Below are 23,167 nucleotides of genomic sequence, written 5' to 3'. Positions count from 1 at the left end.
CTCCGGACCGGGTTGCCGGTGTTTCCGAGTAGTGGAATCGATGGCCCGAATCCTGGCGCCGCACGGCGGCCGCACACCGGACCATCAGCTCCCATCCAGTTCGGTCGCTGTCGACGCACGCAAGCAGCGTGCCGAATTGTTCAGTGAATCGCGCGTCCCGGGTCGTGGTCGGTATCCGGGCCGGAGCGCGCGAAGGACACGGCAGCGTCGGCGGTCGCGGCCACCACTTCCCGGGTCGTGCGCTGACGCACGAGCCAGGTGGTCATGGCCAGACCGAGGTTGAGCAGGGGCGACCAGGGCCACTCGGGTAGCTGTCGCGTCGCCGTATATCGACTGATGAGGGCGGCGTCCGCGCCGGTTGCCCGCGCGGATGCCGCCGCATGCTCGACGAACTGGGCGAACTGCCAGTGTGGGTGGATGTTCGCCACCACGGCCGCCCCCATCAGCCCGTCCTGCTGGGTCGGGACCTGGTCCTTCGAATGTACGAGGACCCGCAGGCCGTCGAGATCGACGAGGTCGAACACGGCCGAACCGGCGAGCGGATGATCGGGCCGGACCGCGACACCGAACGGCTCCTCCCGGATTCTCCACGACGCGTAGTCACTGGGTGGCGCCTGATGAACCGTGCACAGGTCCAGCCGGCCCTCACGCAGCATGCGGAGCTGTTCGCTGCTGTTGGCCTCGACGAGGTTCGGCGCACAGCGCGGCGCATGTTCGGCCAGATGCTCGATGAGCCCGAGCAACCACGGTCCGGGAGTGCCCGGACAGATGCCGATCGTCACGATCTCCCGGACCGCGGCGCCTCCCGCCAGCACGTCCCGCGTCGAACTCTCGAGCGCGAGCAGCTGGCGGGCGTGCTGGAGTAGCGCGTGGCCCGCCACGGTCAACCGGGCGCCGCGGGCGGTGCGCTCGAACAGCCGGTGGCCCAGTTCTCGTTCGAGGCTCTGGACCTGCCTGCTCAACGACGGCTGCGAGATGCGGAGCTGGTCGGAAGCATGACTGAACGATCCCTCGTCCGCCACCGCCAGGAAGTATTTCAGGTGCCGGAATTCCATCGCTTTTCTCTCTGAGGCGCAGACAAATCATCGAACTATACCTTTCAGGCATGGCCGGTAAGCCTGGCAGGACTTGGACAAACAGTGTGACCGCCCTCTCTAATCATGGTGACCGTGCCGACCGGCATCACCCGAATACGAGGACAACGATGAAGCTAGGGGTGTACTCGATCTGCCTCCCTGCCCTGACCCCCGCGGAGGCGATCGAGGCAGCGGCAGACCAGGGATATGCAGGTATCGAATGGCGGGTGTCGCCGGAAGTGGGCGACGGCAATGCGCCGCATTTCCTCACCAACAATCGCTGCACGGTGCCACCGGACCCCGCAGCCGTCGGCGATATCTGCGCCCGCACGGTCGCGGCCGGCCTCGAAGTGATCGGTCTCGGCGTGTACGTGGACTTCGGCGATCTCACCGGGGTGGAGCGCGCGATGCGCCTGGCGCGCGATGCGGGCGCCCCGCGCATCCGGTTGCGGGCCCCGTGGATGGGCCCGGAGGGGTTCCACTCGCTGTTCGCGGCGGGGGTAAGCTACTTCGAGCAGGTCGCCGAGCTGGCGGAACGCTTCCAGGTGCAGGCATTGCTCGAGATGCATCAGCGTTCGGTGTGCCCGAGTGCCTCGCTGGCCCACCGGATGGTCGGCCGGCTGGACCCGGACCTCGTCGGGGTCATCTACGACGTGGGCAATCTCGTCCTCGAGGGTTACGAAGACCACGCCATGGCCTTGCAGATCCTCGGTGCCCACCTCGCCCACGTCCACCTCAAGAATGCCGCGTTCGTCGCGTCCGAATCCGGCGGAGTGTGGACACCCACCTGGACTCCGATGGACGACGGCATCGCCGATATTCCGCGGGTGCTCCAGCTACTGAGCGACTCCGGCTATACGGACTGGGTATCGGTCGAAGACTTCAGTAGCGCGCGGCCCGACACCGAGGCCCTCGGTTTCAATGCCGAATTTCTCCGCCGGCACGCCGAGTTCACCCTCGGCGGATCGGCCTGCTCAACGAACGGACAGGTATGAAACACAACCACCCGGTCGCGGTGGTCACCGGCGGCGCAGGCGCCCTCGGTGCCGCGATCGGCCGCAGGTTCGCCGAGAACGGCGACACCATCGTGCTCCTCGATATCGATTCCGAGGGCCTCGACAGCACCGTCGCCGCGATCACGGCGGACACCGGACGCCCGGTCATCGGCCGGGTGGTGGACATAGCAGACCCCACGGCTGTCGCCGCCGCCGTCGGCGCGATCGACGACGAGTTCGGCCGGCTCGACCGGCTGGTCAACAATGCTGCCGTGAATCATCGCGCCGCGCTCTCCGATATCGAGGACGAGTTGTGGGACCGGTCGATGGCGGTCAATCTGCGCGGCCCCATGGCACTGTGCCGGGCTGCGCTACCGATCTGGACACGGACCGGGGTCGGTCATGTCGTCAATATCGGCTCCCGGACGTGGCAGAGCGGCGGCCCCTCGGCTTATGTCGCCTCGAAGGCCGGTGTGGTCGGGCTGACCCGATCCCTCGCGCTCGAGCTGGGCCGCCTCGGTATCACCTGCAATGCCGTCGCCCCCAGCATGGTCGTCACGCCGTTCACCCGGGGTGAGCGCACCGATACCGAGTTCGATCGCTTCGTCGAACGCCATACCTCGCTCTCACCGCTGGGACGGCTCGCCACCGCGGACGACGTCGTCGACGCGGTCGAGTTCCTGGCCTCCGCCAAGGCGCGTTTCGTCACCGGCGAAGTGCTCCATGTCTGTGGGGGCGCACAACTGGCGGCGGCACCGTGACCGGGCGCCGCCACTCGATCCCCCTGAAGGAGGGAAAACCGATGTCACTGCTTCGATCCCTATCGGCCCGGCGGGCCTGCGCAGTGGCCACCGCGCTTGTTCTTGCGCTCACCGTCGCCGGCTGCTCCGGCGTCGATACCGAGGTCGAGACGAACGCCGACGGGCTGACCGTTCTCAATGTCGCGCTCATCCCGGAGGCCGGCGTCGCGCCCATCTATCTGGGCAATCGCGAGGGATTCTTCCGTGAAGAGGGCCTCGATGTACGGCCCGTTATTTCGTCCGGTGGGGCGGCTCTGCTGCCCGCCGTGCTGAAGGGTGATATGCAGATCGGCTGGGTCAATCCCGTAACGCTGCTGCTCGCCACCAATCAGGGCATCGCGCTGCGCGCACTCGCCTCGGGACAGCAGGCGACCGATCCGGCCCTCGGCCTGGAGAACACGGACTCGCGGGGGTTCGATACGGTCAGTGTTCCGGCGGACAGCCCGATCCGGACGGCCGCGGATCTCAACGGCAAGGTCATCGGCGTGGCGAGCCTCAACAGCATCGTCGATCTGATGCTCAAGGCCAGCATCGACGCCCACGGCGGCGACAGCAGCACCGTAGAGGTGATCGAGATCGCCGGGGCGGAACAGGCGATTGCACTCGAACAGGGGCGGATCGATGCAGCCAAGGCCGCGGAGCCCTTCTCGAGCGCCCTCGCCGATGCCGGGGCCCGAACGATCCTGAGCCCGTACACCGATGTGGTGCCCGGACTTCAGAACTCCATCTATGCGACGACGCCCGCCTTCGCCGATGCCAATCCCGAGGTGGTCGCCGCTTTCCAGCGGGCGATCGACAAGTCGATGCGATTCGCTCAGCACAACCCCGACGCGGCCCGGGAAATCGTGCCCACCTACACCAAGCTCACCCCGGAAGTGGCCGGGCGCATCACGCTCCCGTACTGGGGGACGGAGATCAACTGGGCTGCGGTCGATTCGATGGTCGATCTGATGCAGCGGTACGGGATGACCGATTCCCGGCCCGACCCCGCAAAGATAGAACGGTGAGGTCGAACCGATGACAATCACAGAAAAATCGTATTCGGTGCCGGCCTCGGCACCCGCCACCGAGCCGTGGTCCGACCGGCTCCGCCGGATGCCGGACGCCGTCTGGTTCGTGATCTCGGGAACGGTGGCCATCGCCGCGTTCCAGGCAATGATCTGGCTCGACATCCTGCCCTCGAAGTACTTTCCTTCCGTCCCGGAAATAGGCGCGACGCTGGTGGAACTCGCCGGCACCACACGCTTGTGGGCCGCGCTCGGGGATACGCTGATCAGTGCCGGCATCGGATTGCTGATCGCGATCGTGCTGGCCACCGTCATCGGGGTGGTGGCCGGAATGTACGAGCTGGTCTATCGGAGTATCCGGGTGGTCGTGGAGTTCCTGCGGCCGATCCCGTCCGTCGCCCTCGTCCCGCTCGTGGTACTCGCCTACGGCACCGGGCGGGCATCGGCATTGTTCCTCGTGGCGTTCGCCTGCTTCTGGCCCCTGCTCGTGCACACGATCTACGGGATCCGCGATATCGACCCCGTCGTTCGCGATACCGCCCGGGTCTTCCGGATCAGCTGGTACCGAAGCTTCTTCCGCGTCACCGTGCCGAGCGCAGCACCGTACATCCTCACCGGTATCCGGATCTCGGTGTCCATCGCCATGATCCTGGCAATCACCGCCGAGATCGTGATCGGCATGCCCGGTCTCGGCCGGCAGATCACGCTCGCGCAGCAGAACGGTGCGCTCGCCGAGATGTATGCGTTCATCATGGTGACCGGCATTGTCGGGTACGGCATCAACCGCACGATCATGTACCTGGAGAAACGCACCCTCTCCTGGCACGAATCGCAACGACCCAGGTCTGGTGGCGCAGCATGACGAAAAGGAAACTCGGAACGATTCTGGAGTTCGCCGTCCCCGTACTGCTGGTACTGGGCTGGTGGGCGATATCGGTGACCAGTTCGTCGTTCTATCTGACACCACTGGACGTCGTACTCGTCGAGTTCAAGAACAATTGGTTCTCCAGTAGGTTCGTCACCGATGTACTGCCCAGCCTGTGGCGGTTGTTCGCCGGCTTCGGGCTCTCCTGCCTGATCGGTGTCGCAGTCGGCGTGATCGCAGGGAGCGTGTGGTGGATCGATAAGCTGCTCGAGCCCGTAGCGGCCTTCTTCCGCGCGGTGCCCGCACCTACCATCCTGCCGTTCGCGGTGGTGCTCTTCGGTATCGGCGACGGAATGAAGATCTTCCTGATCGTCTTCGTCTGCGTCTGGCCGATCATGCTCAACACCACCCAGGGTTTCGCCAGCGTGGATCGGACCATGATCGAGACTGCTCGTGTCTTCCGGATCAGCCGGCGCCGAACGGTGTTGCGGGTGATGCTGCCCAGTGCGCTACCCCGGATCTTCGCGGGAATGCGGACCGCACTGGGCCTCGCCGTCATCACCATGGTCATCAGCGAGTTGATCGGCAGCACCAACGGAATCGGCTTCTTCGTACTGCAATCGCAGCGATCGTTCGCGCTCGCCGATATGTGGTCGGGAATCATTCTGCTCGGCATCGTGGGCTACGTCCTCAACGCATTGTTCGAGTTCATCGAGCGCCGCGTCATCGGGTGGCAGGTGGAGAGCAAGTCCGCGGCGGCCTGAGCCGCCGAGACGCCACACAGAACATCAGTACAGCGAAAGGATCCGACGGATCATGCTCGAAATATCGGGACTGGGTAAAGAATACGGATCGGGCAGCGCTCGGCACACCGCGCTGCGCGAGGTCACCTTCGATGTCCGCGCCAATGAACTCATCAGCGTGGTGGGTCCCTCCGGCTGCGGTAAGACAACTCTGCTCAAATGCATCAGTGGTCTACTGAAGCCGACCACCGGCACCGTCACCATGCACGGACGGCCGGTGAACGGGCCACCGCCCGGAATGGCGGTGGTGTTCCAGGACTATTCACGGTCGCTCTATCCGTGGATGACAGTCAGCGAGAACGTCGCGTTCCCGCTACACGGTCAGTCACGTTCCACCGGCGAGATCGCTACCCTCGTTGCGGATTCACTACAAGCTGTCGGTCTCGCGAACGCCGCCGACAAACATCCCTACGAGTTGTCCGGCGGTATGCAGCAGCGCGCCGCCATTGCCCGAGCCGTGGCTTTCCAACCGGAGATCATGCTCATGGACGAGCCGTTCGCGAGTGTCGACGCGCAGACCCGGGAAGACCTCGAAGATCTGGTGCTCGCCATCCGCGCCGAATTCGGGATGACGGTCGTGGTGGTCACCCACGATATCGACGAGGCCGTCTATCTGGGTGACCGGGTGGTTGTCCTCTCGTCGGCGCCGACTGTCGTCCGGGCAGATCTGTCCGTGGATCTTCCGACGCCCCGCAACCAGCTCGATACGAAGTCGCTGAACGCGTTCGCCACCACCCGCGGACGGGTCTACCGACTGGTCAAGTCCACCGAGCCGGTGGACACGGTGGAGACCGCATAGCCGGCGTATCGCGCTACCCGCGCTCGATGATGGTGACGTTGGCGGTGCCGCTGCCCTCGCAGATCGTCTCGAGCCCGAAACGACCACAGACCAGCCACACCAGCGCACACAGGTTACTTCCGGCCCACGTGCAGTGCGCGCAGTCCGGCCGCCATGAACTCCGGGGTCGCCTCGGCCGCCTGCCCGGCGGCCGAGCCGGCGTCGGAACCGTGCAGGGCCCGGTGGGTGATCCCTTCACCGATCACGCCGAGTTTGAAATTGGCCAGGGCGAGGTAGAAGCCCCAGTTGCCGAGGTCGCGACCCGACGCGGTGGCATATGCCTCGGCGAGCGCGTCGGGTGCAGGCATCCGGTGGCTGGTCCACGCGGCGCGGGAGCCGAGGACCAGGTCGAAGATCGGCGTCCGGTACACGCACATCAGCGCGGCATCGGTGAGCGGGTCACCGAGGGTGGACAGTTCCCAGTCGACCACGGCCCGCACCCGGCCGGGGTCGGCCGAGTCGAGGATGGTGTTGTCGATGCGGTAGTCGCCGTGCACGATCGAGGCCGCCGATTCCGGCGGCACCGCGTCCACCAGCGCCGCGTGCAGGGCTGCGACATCGGCGAGGTCACGGGTTTTCACCCGTTCCCACTGGGCGGCCCAGAGATTCACCTGGCGGGTGAGGAATCCGGCGGGGCGGCCGAAATTTTCCAGGCCCACCGCCGCGGGGTCCACTGCGTGCAACTCGGCGAGCACCCGCACCAGTTCCGTGACACCGGCATTCACCTGCTCGTCGCTGAGCGCGGCGAGGTCGTCCTGGTCGCGGATCACGGCACCGTCGACGAATTCGACGATCGTCATCGGCGCACCGAGCACGGCGCCTTCGGCGTCGAACGCGATCGTTGCCGCCACCGGTACCGCGGAATGTTGCAACGCGTCGGTCACCGTGTATTCGCGCGCCATATCGTGTGCCGACGGGGTGAGCCCGGACACCGGTGGGCGGCGCACCACCCACCGCGACATATCGTCGGCGGCGGTGAAGGTCAGGTTCGACCGGCCGCCGCTGATCAGGTCCACTCGCAGTTCACCGCGCACCTCGATCCCCTGCTCGCGCAGGTAGCGTTCGAGCGCGGCGACATCCATGCCGGGTAGGTTCATTTGCTGTCCCGCAGCGCACGTTTCGCGGCACCGACCGTACGTTTGGCGATCGCCCACCGATGAACCTCCGAAGGCCCGTCGTAGATCCGGAACGGACGCACCTCCCGCGAGAGCCGCGCCAGCGGCAGATCACCGGAAACCCCCAGACCACCACACATCTGCATGCTGCGGTCGACGATCCGGAAGATGGCCTCGGCCGCAAAGGTCTTCGCGATCGAGGTGGCGTTACCGGCGGGTTCGCCGCGATCGAGTTCCCAGCAGGCGCGGGTCAGCAGGGCGCGGGTGGCGGCGATATCGATCTCGTTGTCGGCGACCATCTTCTGGATCATGCCGAGATCGCCGAGTTTCGAACCGAACCCTTCGCGTTGAGCCACCTGGGCCACCGCCACATCGTGTCCCCGGCGGGCGGCACCGAGCCACCGCATCACATGCGTCATCCGGGCCGGCCCGAGTCGCACCTGCGCGTATTCGAAACCGCGATCGACCTCACCCAGCACTGCCGACTCCGGGACCAGCAGATCCTCGAAGAACACCTCACAATGCCCGCCGACCATCGACCGGTCCAGAGTGTCGATATGTCGCCCCACCCGGATACCCGCAGTATCGGCCGGGGCCAGGAACATCGTCGCCCCGCCCCGCTCCCCCGGCTCGCCCGAGGTGCGCGCCATGATGATGAAGAAACCCGCACCGTCCGCGCCGGTGATGAACCATTTGCTGCCGTTGATCCGCCAGCCGCCCTCGGCCCGGACCGCACGGGTCGCCAGCGCGGAAGGGTCCGACCCGGCGCCGGGGGCCGGCTCGGTCATCGCGAACGCCGAACGGATATCGCCGTGCGCGAGAGGAGCGAGATATTGCTGTTTCTGCTCCGGGTTCGCGATATGTGCGAGCATGTGCACATTGCCCTCGTCGGGAGCGGCGATATTCAGCGCCGTAGGCCCGAACAGGGAGTACCCCGCCTCTTCGAAGACCGGCGCCCGGTCCGACATCCCCAGGCCGTGGCCGCCGTACTCGACCGGCGCGTGCGGCGCGAACACTCCGGCATCCCGGGCCGCCCGCTGCAATTCCACCCGGAACTCGTCACCACCGGCCGCGGCGATATCACCGTCGTGCGCGTCCTCGAGCGGGACGACGTGCCCACGGATGAAGCCGCGAGTCCGATCGACAAGCGCTTGTACGTCGTCGGGAACGGACAGATCGATCGCCACAGTTGACTCCTCCGGCTCATGCGCCGAACGATCGCTCGGCCACCAACAGATACGAAGGGTGACATGTCGCGATCATCGCTGTCAATCGCCGGTTACAGCGAGAGGATGAGTGTTCAGATAAGCTGAACACCATGTATGACTCGGAGAGTGATCGGCACCGCGTGGGAACGAGAGTGCGGCAGGCCAGGATCGCGGCCGGCCTCTCGCTGCGGGCCGCCGCGCAACGGCTGGATGTCAGCCCCGCCACCCTCAGCGCCGTGGAGAACGGCAAGACCGGCACAGCCATCCCACGGCTGCGCGCGCTGGCGACTGTTCTCGGCACCACTGTGTCCTGGCTGGTGGGCGAACAGGAATCACTCGGCAACGATCATCCGCGCCCGGGTGTCCGGCCCGAGGTCGTCGCCGAACCGGGCAGCGAATCGCCCGGCGCCTGGCGCAAGTTCCCGCCACTGGAAATCGACCCGGTGCTCGCCGCAGCCATCGCCTCGTTCGTCGAAACCGGATACCACGGCGCCACCATGCGCTCGATCGCCCGGCGCGCCGGCATGAGTGTGCCCGGCGTATACCACCACTACCACGACAAACAACAGCTGCTGGTACGGGCACTCGACCTGACCATGGACGAATTGCACTGGCGGGCACGCGCGGCACGCCGCGACGCGGACACCGGACGAGCCCGCGTATCCCATGTCGTCGAAGCACTCGCCCTGTTCCACACCCACCGCCGCGAACTCGCGTTCATCGGGGCCAGTGAAATGCGCAGCTTGACCCAGGACAATCGGCAGCGGATCACCAGCTCCCGCAACGAACTCCAGTATCTTCTCGACGAGGACATCGACACCGCCCTGAACGAGGCGAATCTGACCACCGCCCAAGCCCGGGTCGCGGGCCGGGCCATCGCGACCATGTGCACCTCACTACCGCAATGGTTCCGGCTCGAAGGACCGGCAACTCCCGAACAGATCGCCGTGGAGTACGCCGGCTTCGCTCTCGGGCTACTCGGGATTCGAGAGGATCGGCCGGCCACCTCTTGCCCGGCCGGCACACCTACCGGGTGACACTGCGACGCACCAGACTTCGCGAGCACAGTTTCCGTAGCTCGCAGCCGGGGTCTCGTGCCGACATCCTCGGCCCGTCGCCGGCCAAGACCGACGTCCCGGCGGCGCGTCCAGAACAAGAAGCGGCGGACGTCGAGGTGAGGGAGTCGATCTACTTCGACCGCGAGTCCGGGCCGTCCGTATTCGCAGCGGTGAGCAGAGCATCGAGCTGCTCGGGCGCCATCCCGAAAAGGGCGAGCCGGTTCAGCGGGATGGAGGCGATCATGCGCATCATGTCCACGCCGAGCGCGTCGCCACCGCCCATGGTGGCCGCCATCTCGCCGAACACCGCGCTCAACGCGGCCGCAGCACGCGGGTCGGCCATCGCCTCGCCCAGCGTCGAATCGATGGTGATCGGCACCCGCAGTGCTTCACCCACCAGATGGATATCGGTCTCGGCGCGCAGATCCCGGCTGGAGGCGCCGGCCCAGATCCGGTAGGTGCCCGGTTCGAGCACCCACTGTTCGATACGGGTTTCCCAGTAGGCCAAGTCGTCCCGCGGCACGTCGATCGAGACCCGTTCGCTCACACCGGGGGCCAGCTCACCGGTGATCGCGGTGCCGGCGAGCACGCGGACCGGACGCTGCACCATCGAGTCCGGAACCCCGGTGTAGATCTGCACGACCTCGCGGCCGGGCCGGGTACCGGTGTTGGTCACGGTGAGCCGCACGGTGAACCCGTCGCCCGCCGGCTCCGCGGAAAGCTCGGAGTAGCCGAAGGTGGTGTAGGACAGGCCGTGCCCGAACGGGTAGCAGACGTCCAGGTTGCGAGCGTCGTACCAGCGGTAGCCGATGTACAGGCCCTCGCCGTAGCGCACATGTGAGTTCTCGCCGGGGAAGTTCAAGTACGCGGGTGTGTCCTGCAGGCGCACCGGCACCGTCTCGGCCAGCCGGCCCGACGGGTTCACCACACCGAACAGCACATCGGCGAGCGCACCACCACCGGCCTGCCCGAGCAACGTCCCGTCCAGTACCGAAGGAGCCAGCCGGGCGACCGGGTCCAGCCGCAGCACGCCGCCGTGCGCGAGCACGACCACCGTATCCGGCTGTTCGCGCGCCACCGCGGTGAGGAGATCCACCTGTTCGGCGGGCAGCTCCAGGTGATCGCGGTCGAAGCCCTCGGACTCCTGGTCGGCGGCCACGCCGAGGAACACGACCGCCACCTCGGCGTCACGGGCCGCCGAAACGGCTTCCTCCCGGAGGGCCGAGGCGTCGGCCTCGCCCGGCGCGACTGTGAAGCCGGGGTGGTAACTCACGGTGTCCCCAGCGAGAGCGCGGATCATATCGAGCGGAGCGTCGACACGGGTCGCGGTGACGTGCGAGCTGCCCCCGCCCTGGTAGCGGGGTTCGGTGGCGAAGGCGCCGATCACCGCGATCCTGCGGCCCGGGGTCAGCGGCAACAGGTCGCGATCGTTCTGCAGCAGGACCACGCAGCGGCCCGCGACCTCGCGAGCCAGTCGGTGGTGGGTTTCGGCGAGCTCGCCGGAGACGCCGGAGCCGGCCGAGCGGGCCCCGGCGCTCTCCTGCTCGGGTGTCGTGGCCGCCGCGCCGGCCCCGCTGGGCCCGGCCCCTGCTCGAGTGCGGGATGCGTGGACGCGTTCGGCTAGCCGGGCCACGTTGGTGGCAGCCGCGGTCACCTCCGCCTCGTCCAGGGTGCCCGACTCGACCGCGGCGACCACCCGATCGTCCCCGGCACCCGGGCCGCCGGGCATGGCGAGGTCCAGTCCGGCCGCCACCGAGGCGGGCCGGTCCACCACCGCGCCCCAGTCGCTGACGACGACACCGTCGAAGCCCCACTCCCCGCGCAGCAGATCGGTGAGCAACCAGCGGTTCTGCGCGGCCGACACGCCATTGATGCGGTTGTAGGAACACATGACCGTCCACGGCCGCGCAGTGCGCACGATATGGGAGAAGGCGCGCAGGTAGATCTCGCGCAGCGGGCGGGGGTCGATATCGGAGCTGGCGCGCATCCGATCGTGTTCGGCGTTGTTGGCCGCGAAGTGCTTGAGTGAGGCGCCGACACCTGTGCTCTGCACGCCCTCCACCCAGGCGGCACCGAGCCGGCCGGTGAGCAGCGGGTCCTCCGAGTAGTACTCGAAGTTGCGGCCGCCGCGCGGATCTCGCTTGATGTTCACGCCGGGCCCGAGCAGCACATCCACCCCGAGGGCGCGGGCCTCACGGCCCAGAGCTTCGCCGACCCGGCGCGCCAGTCCCGGATCCCAGCTGTTCGCCAACCCGACAGCGGGCGGGAAGCAGGTGGCGGGCTCACTGCCCGCCAGGCCGAGGTGATCCGTCGTACCGGTCTGGCGGCGTACCCCGTGCGGGCCGTCGGTCAGCGTCAGCGCGGGAACGGGGCCGATCGCCTCGGTGGTCCAGAAGTCGGCGCCGCTACCGAGTGCGGCCTGCTCGGCGAGGGGAAGATCGGACAGATCGGTACGGCTCGTCATCGAGACTCCTCCGGTCGGATATCGAAAACAGTCAGCTCGCGTTCCTTGTGCCCGGCAGCCACACCGCCCATATCCCCGGCAGTTTCGTCCGGTTGCTGCAGCACAACGCCGAGGACCCCGGCCTGGTCGAGCTCTACACCCGCTTCGCCGGCGAGGCCGCCCGCCCGGAGCACCGGGCGCACGCCTTCTTCCGCGACCGCTACCACGATATCCGCCTTCTCGTCGCCGATACAGTCACCGAGCTGTAGCGCGACAGCCGCCCCCCTTACCTCGATCCGCAGCGCTTCGCCGTCCTCGCCGTCGCCCGCATGGTCGGCCTGCCGCTGCATCAGAGGTCGATATGGCCGCCCACGTGGCCTATCTTCGGGTGCTCCGCACGGCGTTCACGCCGCCGGAGCCCGGATGAATCCACGTCGACCGGCCACTACCGGCAGGCTGCACAACTCTCACGGGTAACGGCGCGGCATGCCCCGGTCAACTCACGGCGCGCTGATAGGCCTCCTGCACAGCCGACGGTATCCGGCCGCGGTCGGGGACATCGTGACCGTTGTTCCGTGCCCACTCGCGTACCGTCTTCGCATCCTTCGATCGCGCGGCCACGAATCCTTTGGTTCGGCCCCGGCCGCCCGTCCGGCGGGCGAACGGCACCCATTTCGCCATGCTCGCGCGGAATTCCCGTGCGTTCTCGTCGGTCAAATCGATCTCGTACAGCACCCCGTCGATACCGAACGACACGGTCTCCGCCGCCGCGGATTCGCCGTCCAGATCATCGATCACAGTGACAACAACCTTGCGCGCCACGCTCCATACCTCCACTCACCGACCCATCCGGGTCACCCAAACGTCCCGCGGCACAGTAGCAGTCACCGATATCCGACCTCATGAGCAACGCCGGGCAAACCACCGATCCGGCGGAACCCGAGTGCCGAGCCCTCACCCGCACCTACCGGTACGGGCCCGTCTACGCCGCCGCTACATTCCGGGTGCCGGGTCGCGCGGCAGCCCCAGGACTCGCTCGCCGATGATATTGAGCTGGACATTGGTGGTCCCGCCGGCGATCGACAGCGCCTGCGCGTTGAGGAAGTTGTGCGCCGGGGCCGACCGGTCCTGTTCGTCGACCAGCGCGCGCGGACCCGACCAGTCCATGACGATCTCCCACACCTGCTGCGTGTGTTCGACGCCGAGCAGTTTGGCGATGGAGGATTCCGCCCCGGGTTGTGCCCCGCCGATCGATCGCAGGGTGCTGCGCAGGCTCAGCAATGCGCCGGATTGCGCATCGCACAGGACCTTTCCCAGGACGGTCGCCTGCTCGTCGTCGAGTTCGTGCGGCAGCGCGGCGGCCAACTCCAGCAGGGCCTCCCCGCCGGAGCCCAGCATCGAATCGCCTGCCATCGCGACCCGTTCGTTGGCCAGGGTGGTGCGCGCCAGTTTCCAGCCGTCGCCGGGCGCACCGACGAGGCAGTCGCCGGGTACGAACAGGTCGTCGATGAACACTTCGTTGAACAGTGTTTCGCCGGTGATCTCCCGGAGCGGACGGATATCGAGACCCGCACTGTTGCGAATATCGATCAAGAAGTACGAAAGACCTTTGTGTTTGGGGACCGAACTATCGGTGCGGGCCAGGCAGACACCCCAGTCCGCGACCAGCGCCTTGGAGGTCCACACCTTCTGTCCCTGCAACCGCCAGCCACCGGCGACCTCGGTCGCCTTTGTCGCGAGCCCCGCGAGATCGGATCCGGCTCCGGGCTCGGAGAACAGCTGGCACCAGATGATATCGCCGCGCAGCGTCGGCGGCAGGAAACGCTGCATCTGCTCGGCGCTGCCGTGTTCGATCAGGGTCGGCACCACCCAGTTGCCGATGACCATCTTGTGCGGTTGCACGTCCGCCGCCCGCAGTTCCTCGGCGATCACCAACTGGGTCACCGCATCGGCCCCCTTGCCCCAAGGCGCCGGAAGATGCGGTGCCGTATAGCCGTTTTCGGCTAGATAGGTGGTGCGTTCGGTACCGGTACGGGCCGCCGCGCCGGTAAGTTCGGCGCGGATTCCGGCACGAATCCGCTGAGCTCGAGGCGGTAGCTCGAGGCCGAGTGTCCGGCGCACCCCCTGCCGGCCGAGCGTGGCGACCCGGCGTCGCCACAGCGCGGTGGAACCCAGCAGGATACGCAGGGATTGGGCACGGCGCAGGTACAGATGCGCATCGTGTTCCCAGGTGAAACCGATACCTCCGAGTACCTGGATACAGTCCCGGGTGACGGTGAACGCGGCCTCGGGCGCGACCGCACCGGCGACCGCCGCGGCCAGCGAAGCTTCGGCTCGCTGCGCCGACGGCCCCATCGCGCGCGCGGCATCCCACGCCGTCACCGCGGCCTGCTCGGTCAGCGCCGACATCCGGGCAACTTTGTGTTTGACCCCCTGGAACTGGCCGATGACCCGGCCGAACTGCCGACGGGTGCGGGCGTATTCGGCCGCAGTCCCGGTAGCCCAGTTCGCCAGTCCCGCCGCCTCGGCGGCACACAGGGTGGCCGCGATATCGAGGACGCGCCGTGGGTCGAGGTCGGCCGGGTCACTACCCACGGAGACCGGGGCGGCGATTTCCACCTGTGCGTTCCGGCGGATCGGATCGTAACTGGACAGTTCGGTCACCACCAGGTGCTCCCGCCGCACCACCACGAAGACACGCACACCGCCGTCGTCGGCGGCCAGCAGGAACAGATCACCGTGCTGCCCACCGAGAACTGTGCCGGAGACACCCGATACGGTCACCGAGTTTCGCGTGCGCGTCAGTCGCAGCGATCCGGGCTCCAGTGCGAACGCACCGCGGAGGCTGCCGTCGGCCAACCGGGCGAGTTCGGTATGGCGACCGGCCTCGTTCAGCACCGCCGAGACCACAGCGCTCGGCAGGAACGGGCCGGGCACCAGCGCACGGCCCAGTTCCTCGGTGACGATCGCGAGTTCGACCAGACTCGCGGCGGATCCGCCGAATCCTTCGGGTAGGTGCAGCCCGAGCATTCCGAGTTCGGCGAGCGACTGCCAATAGTCCGGCAGTACTTCGGTTTCGGCATCGACCGCGTCCCGGATCGCCTTCGGTGTCGCATGGCGCGCCGCCCAGCCACGTACCGAATCGCGCAGGCTGCATTCGTCTTCGGTCAGTTCGATTCCCATATCGATCTCGCTGTCTCGGAATCCCGCGTCACACGCGGTCGATGATCGTGAGCGGCCGTGAGCATCCGGGCCGCCGCGCCCGCAGCACGTGCGAACTGGGTCCCGCGCCATCCCTTGCCTCGCCGATTCTCGGCACAGTCCATCCTCCTCTTCGACCGGCCACCCGGGTTCGGGTTGCCGACTGCCCACCACCGTGGGAACTTCCCGGTCCGCCGGCCGAACGGAATCGGCTCCACGCGGACCGCCGGGCGTCGTTATCGGTTCGCGTCCGCGAGCGATCCACGCGCGGGCCGGACGGACGGGACCCCTAACCGGTGGCCTGTCTGCGACATACCGGATTCCGTGTCCATGATCCGCGATACCACCCACGTGGCATGGGCGACCAACGGGGCTACCCGCTCGAGCTGGGCGACGGGGGCGTCACCGCACAGCGAGATAGCAGCAATCGGGCCGTCGGCCCCGCGGACTGCCGCACCGACGCACGAAATGCCGCGCACCGACGCACACTGCCCGAACGCCAGGCCATTGCGCTGACGGATGCGATTGAGTTCCCGGTGCAGGGGTGTCGAGCCGGAAATCGCGCGGTCGGTATCCGCATTCGGCCAATACCGGTAGAGCGCGTCGACGCGTTCTGGGTCCTTCCAGGCGAGCATCGCTTTGCCGCCGGCGGTGGAATAGGCCGGACCGCGGCCGCCGACCCGGGACGGGAGGGAAGCGGCCAGCCGGCCACCGATCTTGTCCAGATAGACGATCTCACCACCGTCGAGCACAGACAGGTGCACCACCATCTCCGTCCGCAGATGCAGGTCGTGCAGCAACGGTGCGGCGACGGCCCGGAGTTGGGCATGACCGCCGCCGCCCAGTCCGAGCGCCCGCCGGCCGAGCCGGTACCCGGTCGAAGCGTGCTCGATCCAGTCCAGCCGTTCCAGTTGATCGAGTATCCGGTGCACGGTCGAGCGAGGAAGCCGCGTGCGGGAGGCGATTTCTTCGAGGCTCGCGCGCGCCATCGGGCCGTCGAACGCGTCGAGAATGAGCGTCATCCGCTCCACCATCGACGGTGGCACCTCACGCCGCGGGACCCGCCCCGGAACTTCCGAACCGGAACCGACCACCAACATCGAACCTCCTACCAACCTGACCTCTGCGCTGAGCAGGGTCGTGCTTGTCCATCTCGGCCGTTGTCACACGCGATGGCAAGCGACGTAATGATTTTCGGCAATCTCGCGTATCGGCGGTTCCTCCTGGACGCACCGTTCGTCGGCCAGGGGACATCGGGTCCGGAAGCGGCATCCCGAGGGCGGAGCAAGCGGTGAGGGCAGATCGCCCTCGATATCGGGGGGCTGTCCGGTATCGCCCCGCTTTCTTTCGGGGTCCGGGATCGAGGCGAGAAGCAGCTGCGAGTACGGATGGCGCACAGTGCTTTCCATATCCGCGCTCGGAACGCTCTCGCAGACCTTGCCGAGATACATCACCATGACCCGATCGCTGATGTTCTTCACCACGGCCATATTGTGGGCGATGAAGATCATGCTCAGCGCGAACTTGTTCTTCGTCTCCTCGAGCAGGTTCAGGATCTGCGCCTGAACGGATACGTCGAGACTCGAAACCGGTTCGTCACAAATCAACAGCTGGGGTTCGAGCATCATCGCACGGGCGATACAGACTCGCTGGCACTGACCGCCCGAGAGTTCCGCGGGCAGCCGGTTCCAGACGGCATCAGGGTCGAGTCCCACCGCCGTCAGCATCGCGCGCGCACGTTCGTCCAGCCGCTTCTCATCGTGGACGCGCCAGATCCGCGCGCCCTCGGTTACCAGATGCTTCACCCGGCGGCGTGGGTTCAACGACGAAATGGGATCCTGCATGATCATCGTCATCTGCGCGCGCATCTTCCGCAGTGCGGACGGGCTCAGCTCGGCAAGATCTGTGCCGTTCAGTGTGACACGTCCCGACGTGGGTCGCGGCAGTTGCATGACCGCGCGGCCGGCGGTGGATTTGCCGCATCCCGATTCGCCGACGATACCGAGAGTTTCACCGGCGAACAGATCGAAACCGACTCCGGATACGGCGTGCACGGTCCGATGCCGTCCCACCGGGAATTCGACGACGAGATCCTCGACCGACAGGACCGGCCCGGTATCCGTGCGTATGAGCGCTACTCCACTATCCGCCATCAGGTATTCCCACCTTCGGTTTCGAATCGTCCGTCGTCGCTCCGGGGTCGGCCGGGACGCCGGTTCCGCTGCCGAGCGGGAAGTGGCAGGCGACGTGGTGCGCTCGGGTGTCATCCGCCTGGTGCGCACTCTCCGTCGACAGGGGGACGTTGTCGAAACATTTCTGCTTCGCATAGCGGCAGCGCGGGGCGAACGCGCATCCACTGATCGGTTTCGTCATATCCGGCAGACCGCCGTCGATCGATTCGAGCCGGGTATGCGGCGTGTCCTGGATCCGCGGGACGGCGGCCAGCAGCGCTTCGGTGTAGGGGTGCCGCGGGCTGCGGAACAGCTCCCGTGTCGGCGCCGTCTCGATTATCCGGCCCGCGTACATCACCGCCACCCGGTCGGTCCGCCCTCCCACGACACCCAGGTCGTGGCTGATGAGGATGCCGGCCATTCCGCTGTCCCGGCGCAAAGAGTCGAGAAGATCGAGGATCCGCGCCTGCACGGTGACATCGAGGGCGGTGGTGGGTTCGTCCGCAATCGTCACCTTCGGATCGCAGGCCAAGGCCATGGCGATCACCACCCGCTGACGCATACCGCCGGACAGCTCGTGCGGATACTGATCCATCCGCCGGGACGGCTCGGGGATGCGAACCTTGCGCAACATATCGGTCGCCCGTTGCCGGGCCTCGGCCTTCCCCAGTTTCAGATGTGCGCGCAGCGGCTCGGTCAGCTGGGTACCGACCCGTTTGAACGGGTTGAGCGCCGACATCGGGTCCTGGAACACCATCGCGATGTCCTTGCCCCACAGTCGCTGTTGTTCCCTACGGCCGAGTGCCTGCATATCCCGGCCCAGGAATCGGACACTGCCGGAGACCGTCGTGGATCCGCCCGCCGCGATCAGACCCATGATCGTCTGTCCCAGTACGGACTTTCCCGACCCGGATTCTCCCACCAGGCCCAGCGTTTCACCGGGGAACAAGCGCAGCGAGACATCGTCCACGGCGCGCAGCGATCCCCGATCGGTGCGGAATGTCGTGGATACACGGTCCACGGTGAGGAGCGGTTCGGTGGTCACAATGTCACCTCCCGGGTGCCGCCGGTCCGCTTCTGCGCCTTCTCGCCGACGACGTTGAACGAGGCGACGGTCAGGAACAGGAACAGTCCGGGGACGATGACGATGTAGGGATGCTGCCGGAAGACATTGCCCTGGCCTTCGGAGATCATGTTTCCCCAGGTGGGCGTCGGCGGCTGAATACCGAGTCCGAGGAAACTCAGGGAGGCTTCCGCGACGATCATCACCGAGATCATGACCATTCCGAGCGCGGCCAGCGGCAGCGCGACATTCGGGGCGAGTTCGCGCAGCATGACCCGCCCGCGGGTGGCCCCCATGGCCCGAGCCGCCAGCACGAACTCCCGTTGCGAGAACGTCAGCGTATTGGCGCGGGCGACGCGGACCATACCGGGAACGGCCAGCACAGCCAGCGCGAACGAAATATTGCGGAGGTTCGGCTCGAGCACCGAGGCCAGCGCGATCAGCAGGATCAGTGCCGGCACCGCGAGCAACGAATTCGTCAGGATGCCGATGAGCCGGTCGGCCCATCCGCCGAAGTACCCGGCGATGATGCCGAGTGCGCCGCCGACGACGATGCCGATCACGACCGCCGCGACCGCGACGATGAGCGAGGACCGGGCGCCGTAGATCGACCTGGCGAACATATCGAGACCGAAATTGTTGGTACCCAAGGGGTGCGGCGAGAACAAGGCGGGCGCCCGGTAACTTTCCGCGGTCAACGTCTTACTGGTGTCCTCGTGTTCGGCCAGCGGCAGGAGCGGCGCCAGCACCGCCGCGACGATCAGTGCCGTCAACCACATACCGGATATCAGGAAAGTGAGATCGAAGTCCGGCCCGAAGCGGGCCAGCCCCAGCCGCCGGACGCCCGCATACAGGGCGACGACACCGGCCACGACGAGTACCACCCGGACCGGTATCACCAGTAGGGGCGCCGAGCCGAAACCGATGGCGACCGCACCGGCCGCGGCGAGGATCGTTCCCACCCGGTACAGATGCCGGCGGTGCGATGCCGCGAGCGGCCCCGCCGGGTCGCGGTGGGCACCCTCGGCGGCCGGCGTCTCCACGGCGGCGATCGTTGTCTCAGACATGGGCTCGCCGGCTCCTCGGGTCGAGATATCCGTAGGAGATATCGATAACGCTGTTGGCCACCACGTACACGACCGCGATGACCAGTACCACCCCCTGGACCATCGGCATATCGCCCTGCTGCGCCGCCCGCACCACCAACGACCCCAGGCCGGGAAGCGAGAACAGCGTTTCGACGATCACCATGCTGCCGATCATCGAACCGAGAACGACCCCGAGCATGGTGATCAGTGAAAACGACGACGGTCGCAGAGCGTCGCTGAACAGGAGCCGTGCATTCGACATCCCCTTGGCCTTGGCCACGAGGATGAAGTTCTCTTTCAATGTCTGGATCAGATCGCTGCGCAGGATCCGCAGGAACATCGCCATCTCCAAGAGGCTGATGGCGACGGCCGGCAGGATCGCGTGGTACAGGTTCTGTACCGGCCCGTCCGAGAGGCGAACCCACTGCGAGCGCGGGAACCAGCCGAGGTGGTTGACCATCAGCATGATCAGTAGCAGACCGGAGAGGAAACTGGGGATGGACAGTACGCCGAACGTGCAGGCGCTGATCGTGCGGTCGATCCATCCCCCCTGATGCCGTGCCGACCATACCGCCAGTGGAACCGCCACTGCCAGCGCGATCACCAAGCCCATCACCGCCAGCTGCACACTCACCGGAAAGGCCGCGGCGACACTTTCGGTGACGGAGTTCTGCGGCGGAACCAGCGACGTACCGAGGTCACCGCCTACCGCACCCGCGAGCCATTCCCAGTACCGCGTGAGGAAGGGATCGTCCAAACCCATCTCCGCGCGGACTCTCGCGTAGTCCTCGGCCGCATGCCCCTCCCCGAGTATCGAAACCGCCGGATCACCCGGGATCAGCGATACCAGCGTGAATGTGCCGAGACTGACCACGAACAATACGACGAACAGTTCGATCACCTTGTCGACCACTGTTCTGGCCATGGCCGCACCACCTCCTTCCTTCCCTGCGTTCGGCACCGATAGACCCCGTCCCCTGGCTTCGGTTGCACCCGGCGGTGGCCCGGCGTGCGGGACACCGCCATCACGCGCCGCCCGTCAGCATCAGGGTCTGTCCTGACATGTAGCCGAAGTCCGAGCTCACCAGGCCGACCACTGCGCGTCCGATATCGAGTTCCGGATCGCCCACCCGGCCGAGCGGAACGGCTTTCAGCACTCGGGCCGCACGTTCCGGGTCGGCGGCATGGAACTCGGCCGCTGCCGGGGACAACGCATGCGGGACAACAACGTTCACCCTTATTCCGTATCGGCCCCATTCCGTTGCGGCGACCCGGCTGAGTCCACGGATCGCTTCCTTGGCCATGGCGTACGCACCGAATCCCGTGCTCCCGCGGATCGCGGTGGCCGAACCGAAGTTCACGATGCAGGAGTCTGTGTTTTCCCGCAGATGCGGGAATGCGGCTTGCATCATCCGGAATGTGCCCAGCGCACCGCTCTCCCAGGAGAGGCTTATATCGTCCTCGGTGGCGAACTCCAGTGGTCCGTCGCGCAACGACTGAGCGTTGTTCACCACTGTCGTCAGGCCACCGAACGACCGGACGGTGCGGGATACGGCGTCCTCGATATCGCTGCGTAGGGTGACATCGCACCGGAGCGCGATCGCGGTGCCGCCGGATGCCCGGATCTCCTCGGCGACCGCAACGCATTTACTTTCGGTGCGCCCGGCCACGGCCACCATGGCCCCCTCCTTGGCGAGTGCCACGCAGGTACCGCGCCCTATGCCCTGGCCCGCGCCGGTTACCAGCGCGACCTTACCTTCGAGTCTCTTTCTCACCAGCGATCCTGTTCTTTGCTCGGTATACCTGTGACCGGCGCCCGTGCGGTCAGCCGTCGGCGCCCAGGATCAGAGCGCTGGTCGGGACGCCGGTACCGGCGGTCACCAGCACATTTGCGACATTGTCGACCTGGTTCACCGAGTCCCCGCGGATCTGGCGTACCCCTTCGGCGATGCCGTTCATCCCGTGGATATACGCCTCGCCCAACTGCCCGCCGTGCGTATTGATCGGCAGGCGGCCGCCGAGTTCGACGGCACCGTCGCGAATGAAGTCCTTGGCGTCACCGCGGTCACAGAAACCGAACTCTTCGAGCTGGCACAGCACGAACGGAGTGAAATGGTCGTAGAACACCGCCGTCTGGATGTCCGATGGGCGCAGGCCCGTATCGGACCAGAGTTGCCGGCTGACAACCCCCATCTCGGGCAGCGCCCGATCCTTGTCTTCTCGATAGAAACTCGTCATCGAGTGCTGGTCGTAGGCGGAGCCCTGCGCGGCCGACCGGATCACCGCCGGTGTCGACCGCAGGTCGCGTGCCCGCTCCAGACTCGTGACGACGAGGGCTTGCCCGCCGTCCGATTCCTGGCAGCAGTCCAGCAGATGCAAAGGTTTGGCGATCCACCGGGAAGACTGATGATCGGCGAGCGTGATGGGCGCTCCGTGGAACCATGCCTTGGGATTGGTCGCCGCGTGGCGGCGCGCAGCGACCGCGATACGGCCGAAATCCGCACTCGTGGCGCCCGATACATGCATGTATCGGCGCGCGAGCATCGCTACCCACGACGCCGGGGTCAGCAGCCCGTAGGGCAGATACCACCCGTAGTTCACCGCGCGTGCGTCGGGCGCCATTCCCGCGACGCTCATCCCCTTGCCGAAGCGGTTGCCCGACCGTTCGTTGAAGGCGCGATAGCACACCACCGTATCGGCGGCTCCGCTCGCGACCGCCATCGCGGCATGCAGAACCGTGGCCGCCGCGGCCCCGCCGCCGTAATCGACGAGGCCGAAATAGGACAGTTCCTTACACCCCAGTCCCCTGGCCACCTCGATCGCGGGATTGGTTTCCATCGAATAGGTCACCATGCCGTCGACCTCGGAAGGTGCGATACCGGCATCGTCGAGCGCTGCCTTACAGGCCTCGAGTGCGAGCTGCAACTCCGAGCGTCCGGAGGCCTTCGAGAATTCGGTGGCACCGATACCGGCGATGGCGGTCTTGTCGACGATTTCACGCATTCGCCGGCACCCCCTCGGTCACCCAGGTGAGATGCACGGTCGCCGATACATGCACCCCGAGCGAATTCCGGCCTTCCACCTCGGCGCGAACTGTTCCGTCTTCGGCGATATCGGCCACCGATCCCGTGAAGATCAGGCAATCGCCCGGAAAATTCGGAGCTCCGAGTCCGATCTTCATTTTCGACAATTGGGCGTAGGGGCCCGCCCATTCGGTGATATATCGGCTGACCAGGCCGTTGGTGGTCAGAATATTCATGAAAATATCCTTGGTACCCGCGGCGCGGGCGGCGTCCCGGTCGTGGTGCACGGGCTGGAAATCCCGGGTCGCGAGGGCACCGGAAACCACCAGCATGGTGGTCACGGCTATTTTCAACTCGGGCAGCCGGTCGCCCACCTGGCACTTCTTCATGGCATTACTCCTCGTCGAGACTGG

The 23,167-nt window shown here is 66.6% G+C and carries 22 protein-coding genes; 7 read left to right on the top strand and 15 right to left on the bottom strand.

Features of this window, described 5'->3' with window-relative positions:
* Window positions 1-140 precede the first annotated feature (140 nt).
* The gene (locus tag NS6_RS10830) at window positions 141-1,055 is read right to left on the bottom strand and encodes a LysR family transcriptional regulator (protein ID WP_068040171.1); all 915 of its coding nucleotides are present in this window, start codon (window positions 1,053-1,055) and stop codon (window positions 141-143) included.
* Between the two features lie 149 nt (window positions 1,056-1,204).
* Between NS6_RS10830 and NS6_RS10825 the strand changes: the two genes are divergently transcribed.
* Genes NS6_RS10825 through NS6_RS10800 form a run of 6 tightly spaced genes read left to right on the top strand, consistent with a single transcriptional unit; the run spans window position 1,205 to window position 6,345 of the window.
* Entirely contained in the window at window positions 1,205-2,071 is an 867-nt protein-coding gene (locus tag NS6_RS10825) for a sugar phosphate isomerase/epimerase family protein (protein ID WP_068040170.1), read from the top strand.
* Window positions 2,068-2,832, top strand: a complete 765-nt coding sequence (locus tag NS6_RS10820) for an SDR family NAD(P)-dependent oxidoreductase (protein WP_068040167.1) — start codon at window positions 2,068-2,070, stop codon at window positions 2,830-2,832. Before NS6_RS10825 ends, NS6_RS10820 begins: the two co-directional genes overlap by 4 nt.
* A 41-nt stretch (window positions 2,833-2,873) precedes the next feature.
* Window positions 2,874-3,878 (top strand): ABC transporter substrate-binding protein, encoded by a 1,005-nt coding sequence (locus NS6_RS10815; protein WP_084470928.1) that lies wholly within the window; start codon window positions 2,874-2,876, stop codon window positions 3,876-3,878.
* A 10-nt stretch (window positions 3,879-3,888) separates the two neighbouring features.
* Window positions 3,889-4,740: an ABC transporter permease gene (locus NS6_RS10810; RefSeq protein ID WP_084470927.1), complete on the top strand. Its 852-nt coding sequence runs from the start codon at window positions 3,889-3,891 to the stop codon at window positions 4,738-4,740.
* Window positions 4,737-5,507, top strand: coding sequence for an ABC transporter permease (locus NS6_RS10805; protein WP_068040163.1), 771 nt, complete (start codon window positions 4,737-4,739; stop codon window positions 5,505-5,507). Before NS6_RS10810 ends, NS6_RS10805 begins: the two co-directional genes overlap by 4 nt.
* Before the next feature lie 52 nt (window positions 5,508-5,559).
* Entirely contained in the window at window positions 5,560-6,345 is a 786-nt protein-coding gene (locus tag NS6_RS10800; RefSeq protein ID WP_068040161.1) for an ABC transporter ATP-binding protein, read from the top strand.
* Between the two features lie 113 nt (window positions 6,346-6,458).
* On the opposite strand, the gene NS6_RS10795 is transcribed toward NS6_RS10800, so the two are convergent.
* A complete protein-coding gene (locus tag NS6_RS10795) occupies window positions 6,459-7,481 on the bottom strand; it encodes a phosphotransferase family protein (RefSeq protein ID WP_068040159.1) in 1,023 nt (340 codons plus the stop codon).
* Window positions 7,478-8,686 carry an acyl-CoA dehydrogenase family protein gene (locus tag NS6_RS10790; RefSeq protein ID WP_068040157.1) on the bottom strand — a complete coding sequence of 403 codons (1,209 nt, stop codon included), beginning with the start codon at window positions 8,684-8,686 and terminating at the stop codon, window positions 7,478-7,480. Before NS6_RS10790 ends, NS6_RS10795 begins: the two co-directional genes overlap by 4 nt.
* A gap of 173 nt (window positions 8,687-8,859) precedes the next feature.
* Between NS6_RS10790 and NS6_RS10785 the strand changes: the two genes are divergently transcribed.
* Window positions 8,860-9,744 carry a TetR-type transcription factor C-terminal domain-containing protein gene (locus NS6_RS10785; protein WP_245669246.1) on the top strand — a complete coding sequence of 295 codons (885 nt, stop codon included), beginning with the start codon at window positions 8,860-8,862 and terminating at the stop codon, window positions 9,742-9,744.
* Window positions 9,745-9,895: 151 nt separating this feature from the next.
* On the opposite strand, the gene NS6_RS10780 is transcribed toward NS6_RS10785, so the two are convergent.
* The 12 genes from NS6_RS10780 to NS6_RS10725 form a co-directional block, all read right to left on the bottom strand.
* Window positions 9,896-12,229 carry a glycoside hydrolase family 3 C-terminal domain-containing protein gene (locus tag NS6_RS10780; protein WP_068040152.1) on the bottom strand — a complete coding sequence of 778 codons (2,334 nt, stop codon included), beginning with the start codon at window positions 12,227-12,229 and terminating at the stop codon, window positions 9,896-9,898.
* Window positions 12,226-12,558, bottom strand: coding sequence for a hypothetical protein (locus NS6_RS10775; protein WP_068040150.1), 333 nt, complete (start codon window positions 12,556-12,558; stop codon window positions 12,226-12,228). Before NS6_RS10775 ends, NS6_RS10780 begins: the two co-directional genes overlap by 4 nt.
* Before the next feature lie 145 nt (window positions 12,559-12,703).
* A complete protein-coding gene (locus NS6_RS10770) occupies window positions 12,704-13,030 on the bottom strand; it encodes a histone-like nucleoid-structuring protein Lsr2 (RefSeq protein WP_068040149.1) in 327 nt (108 codons plus the stop codon).
* 171 nt (window positions 13,031-13,201) lie between these two features.
* Entirely contained in the window at window positions 13,202-15,391 is a 2,190-nt protein-coding gene (locus tag NS6_RS10765; RefSeq protein WP_068040148.1) for an acyl-CoA dehydrogenase family protein, read from the bottom strand.
* Window positions 15,392-15,645: 254 nt separating this feature from the next.
* Window positions 15,646-16,509 carry an IclR family transcriptional regulator gene (locus NS6_RS10760; protein WP_084470925.1) on the bottom strand — a complete coding sequence of 288 codons (864 nt, stop codon included), beginning with the start codon at window positions 16,507-16,509 and terminating at the stop codon, window positions 15,646-15,648.
* Window positions 16,510-16,572: 63 nt separating this feature from the next.
* Window positions 16,573-17,562, bottom strand: a complete 990-nt coding sequence (locus NS6_RS10755; RefSeq protein ID WP_068040144.1) for an ABC transporter ATP-binding protein — start codon at window positions 17,560-17,562, stop codon at window positions 16,573-16,575.
* Window positions 17,552-18,625 (bottom strand): ABC transporter ATP-binding protein, encoded by a 1,074-nt coding sequence (locus NS6_RS10750; RefSeq protein ID WP_245669244.1) that lies wholly within the window; start codon window positions 18,623-18,625, stop codon window positions 17,552-17,554. The genes NS6_RS10755 and NS6_RS10750 overlap by 11 nt, the downstream gene beginning before the upstream one ends.
* Complete coding sequence (locus tag NS6_RS35765) at window positions 18,622-19,710, bottom strand: ABC transporter permease (RefSeq protein WP_068040143.1); 1,089 nt, start codon at window positions 19,708-19,710, stop codon at window positions 18,622-18,624. Before NS6_RS35765 ends, NS6_RS10750 begins: the two co-directional genes overlap by 4 nt.
* Window positions 19,703-20,656 (bottom strand): ABC transporter permease, encoded by a 954-nt coding sequence (locus NS6_RS10740; RefSeq protein WP_068040141.1) that lies wholly within the window; start codon window positions 20,654-20,656, stop codon window positions 19,703-19,705. The genes NS6_RS35765 and NS6_RS10740 overlap by 8 nt, the downstream gene beginning before the upstream one ends.
* A 100-nt stretch (window positions 20,657-20,756) precedes the next feature.
* Window positions 20,757-21,506 (bottom strand): SDR family NAD(P)-dependent oxidoreductase, encoded by a 750-nt coding sequence (locus NS6_RS10735; protein ID WP_068040139.1) that lies wholly within the window; start codon window positions 21,504-21,506, stop codon window positions 20,757-20,759.
* Between the two features lie 49 nt (window positions 21,507-21,555).
* On the bottom strand, window positions 21,556-22,734 hold the full coding sequence (locus NS6_RS10730; RefSeq protein WP_068040137.1) for a lipid-transfer protein: 1,179 nt from the start codon (window positions 22,732-22,734) through the stop codon (window positions 21,556-21,558).
* On the bottom strand, window positions 22,727-23,143 hold the full coding sequence (locus NS6_RS10725; RefSeq protein ID WP_068040135.1) for a MaoC family dehydratase: 417 nt from the start codon (window positions 23,141-23,143) through the stop codon (window positions 22,727-22,729). Before NS6_RS10725 ends, NS6_RS10730 begins: the two co-directional genes overlap by 8 nt.
* Between the last annotated feature and the right edge of the window lie 24 nt (window positions 23,144-23,167).

It is taken from the genome of Nocardia speluncae NBRC 108251 (assembly GCF_001613245.1).
Taxonomy (GTDB): Bacteria; Actinomycetota; Actinomycetes; order Mycobacteriales; family Mycobacteriaceae; genus Nocardia; species Nocardia speluncae.
This window is presented reverse-complemented; position numbering and strand designations above follow the sequence as displayed.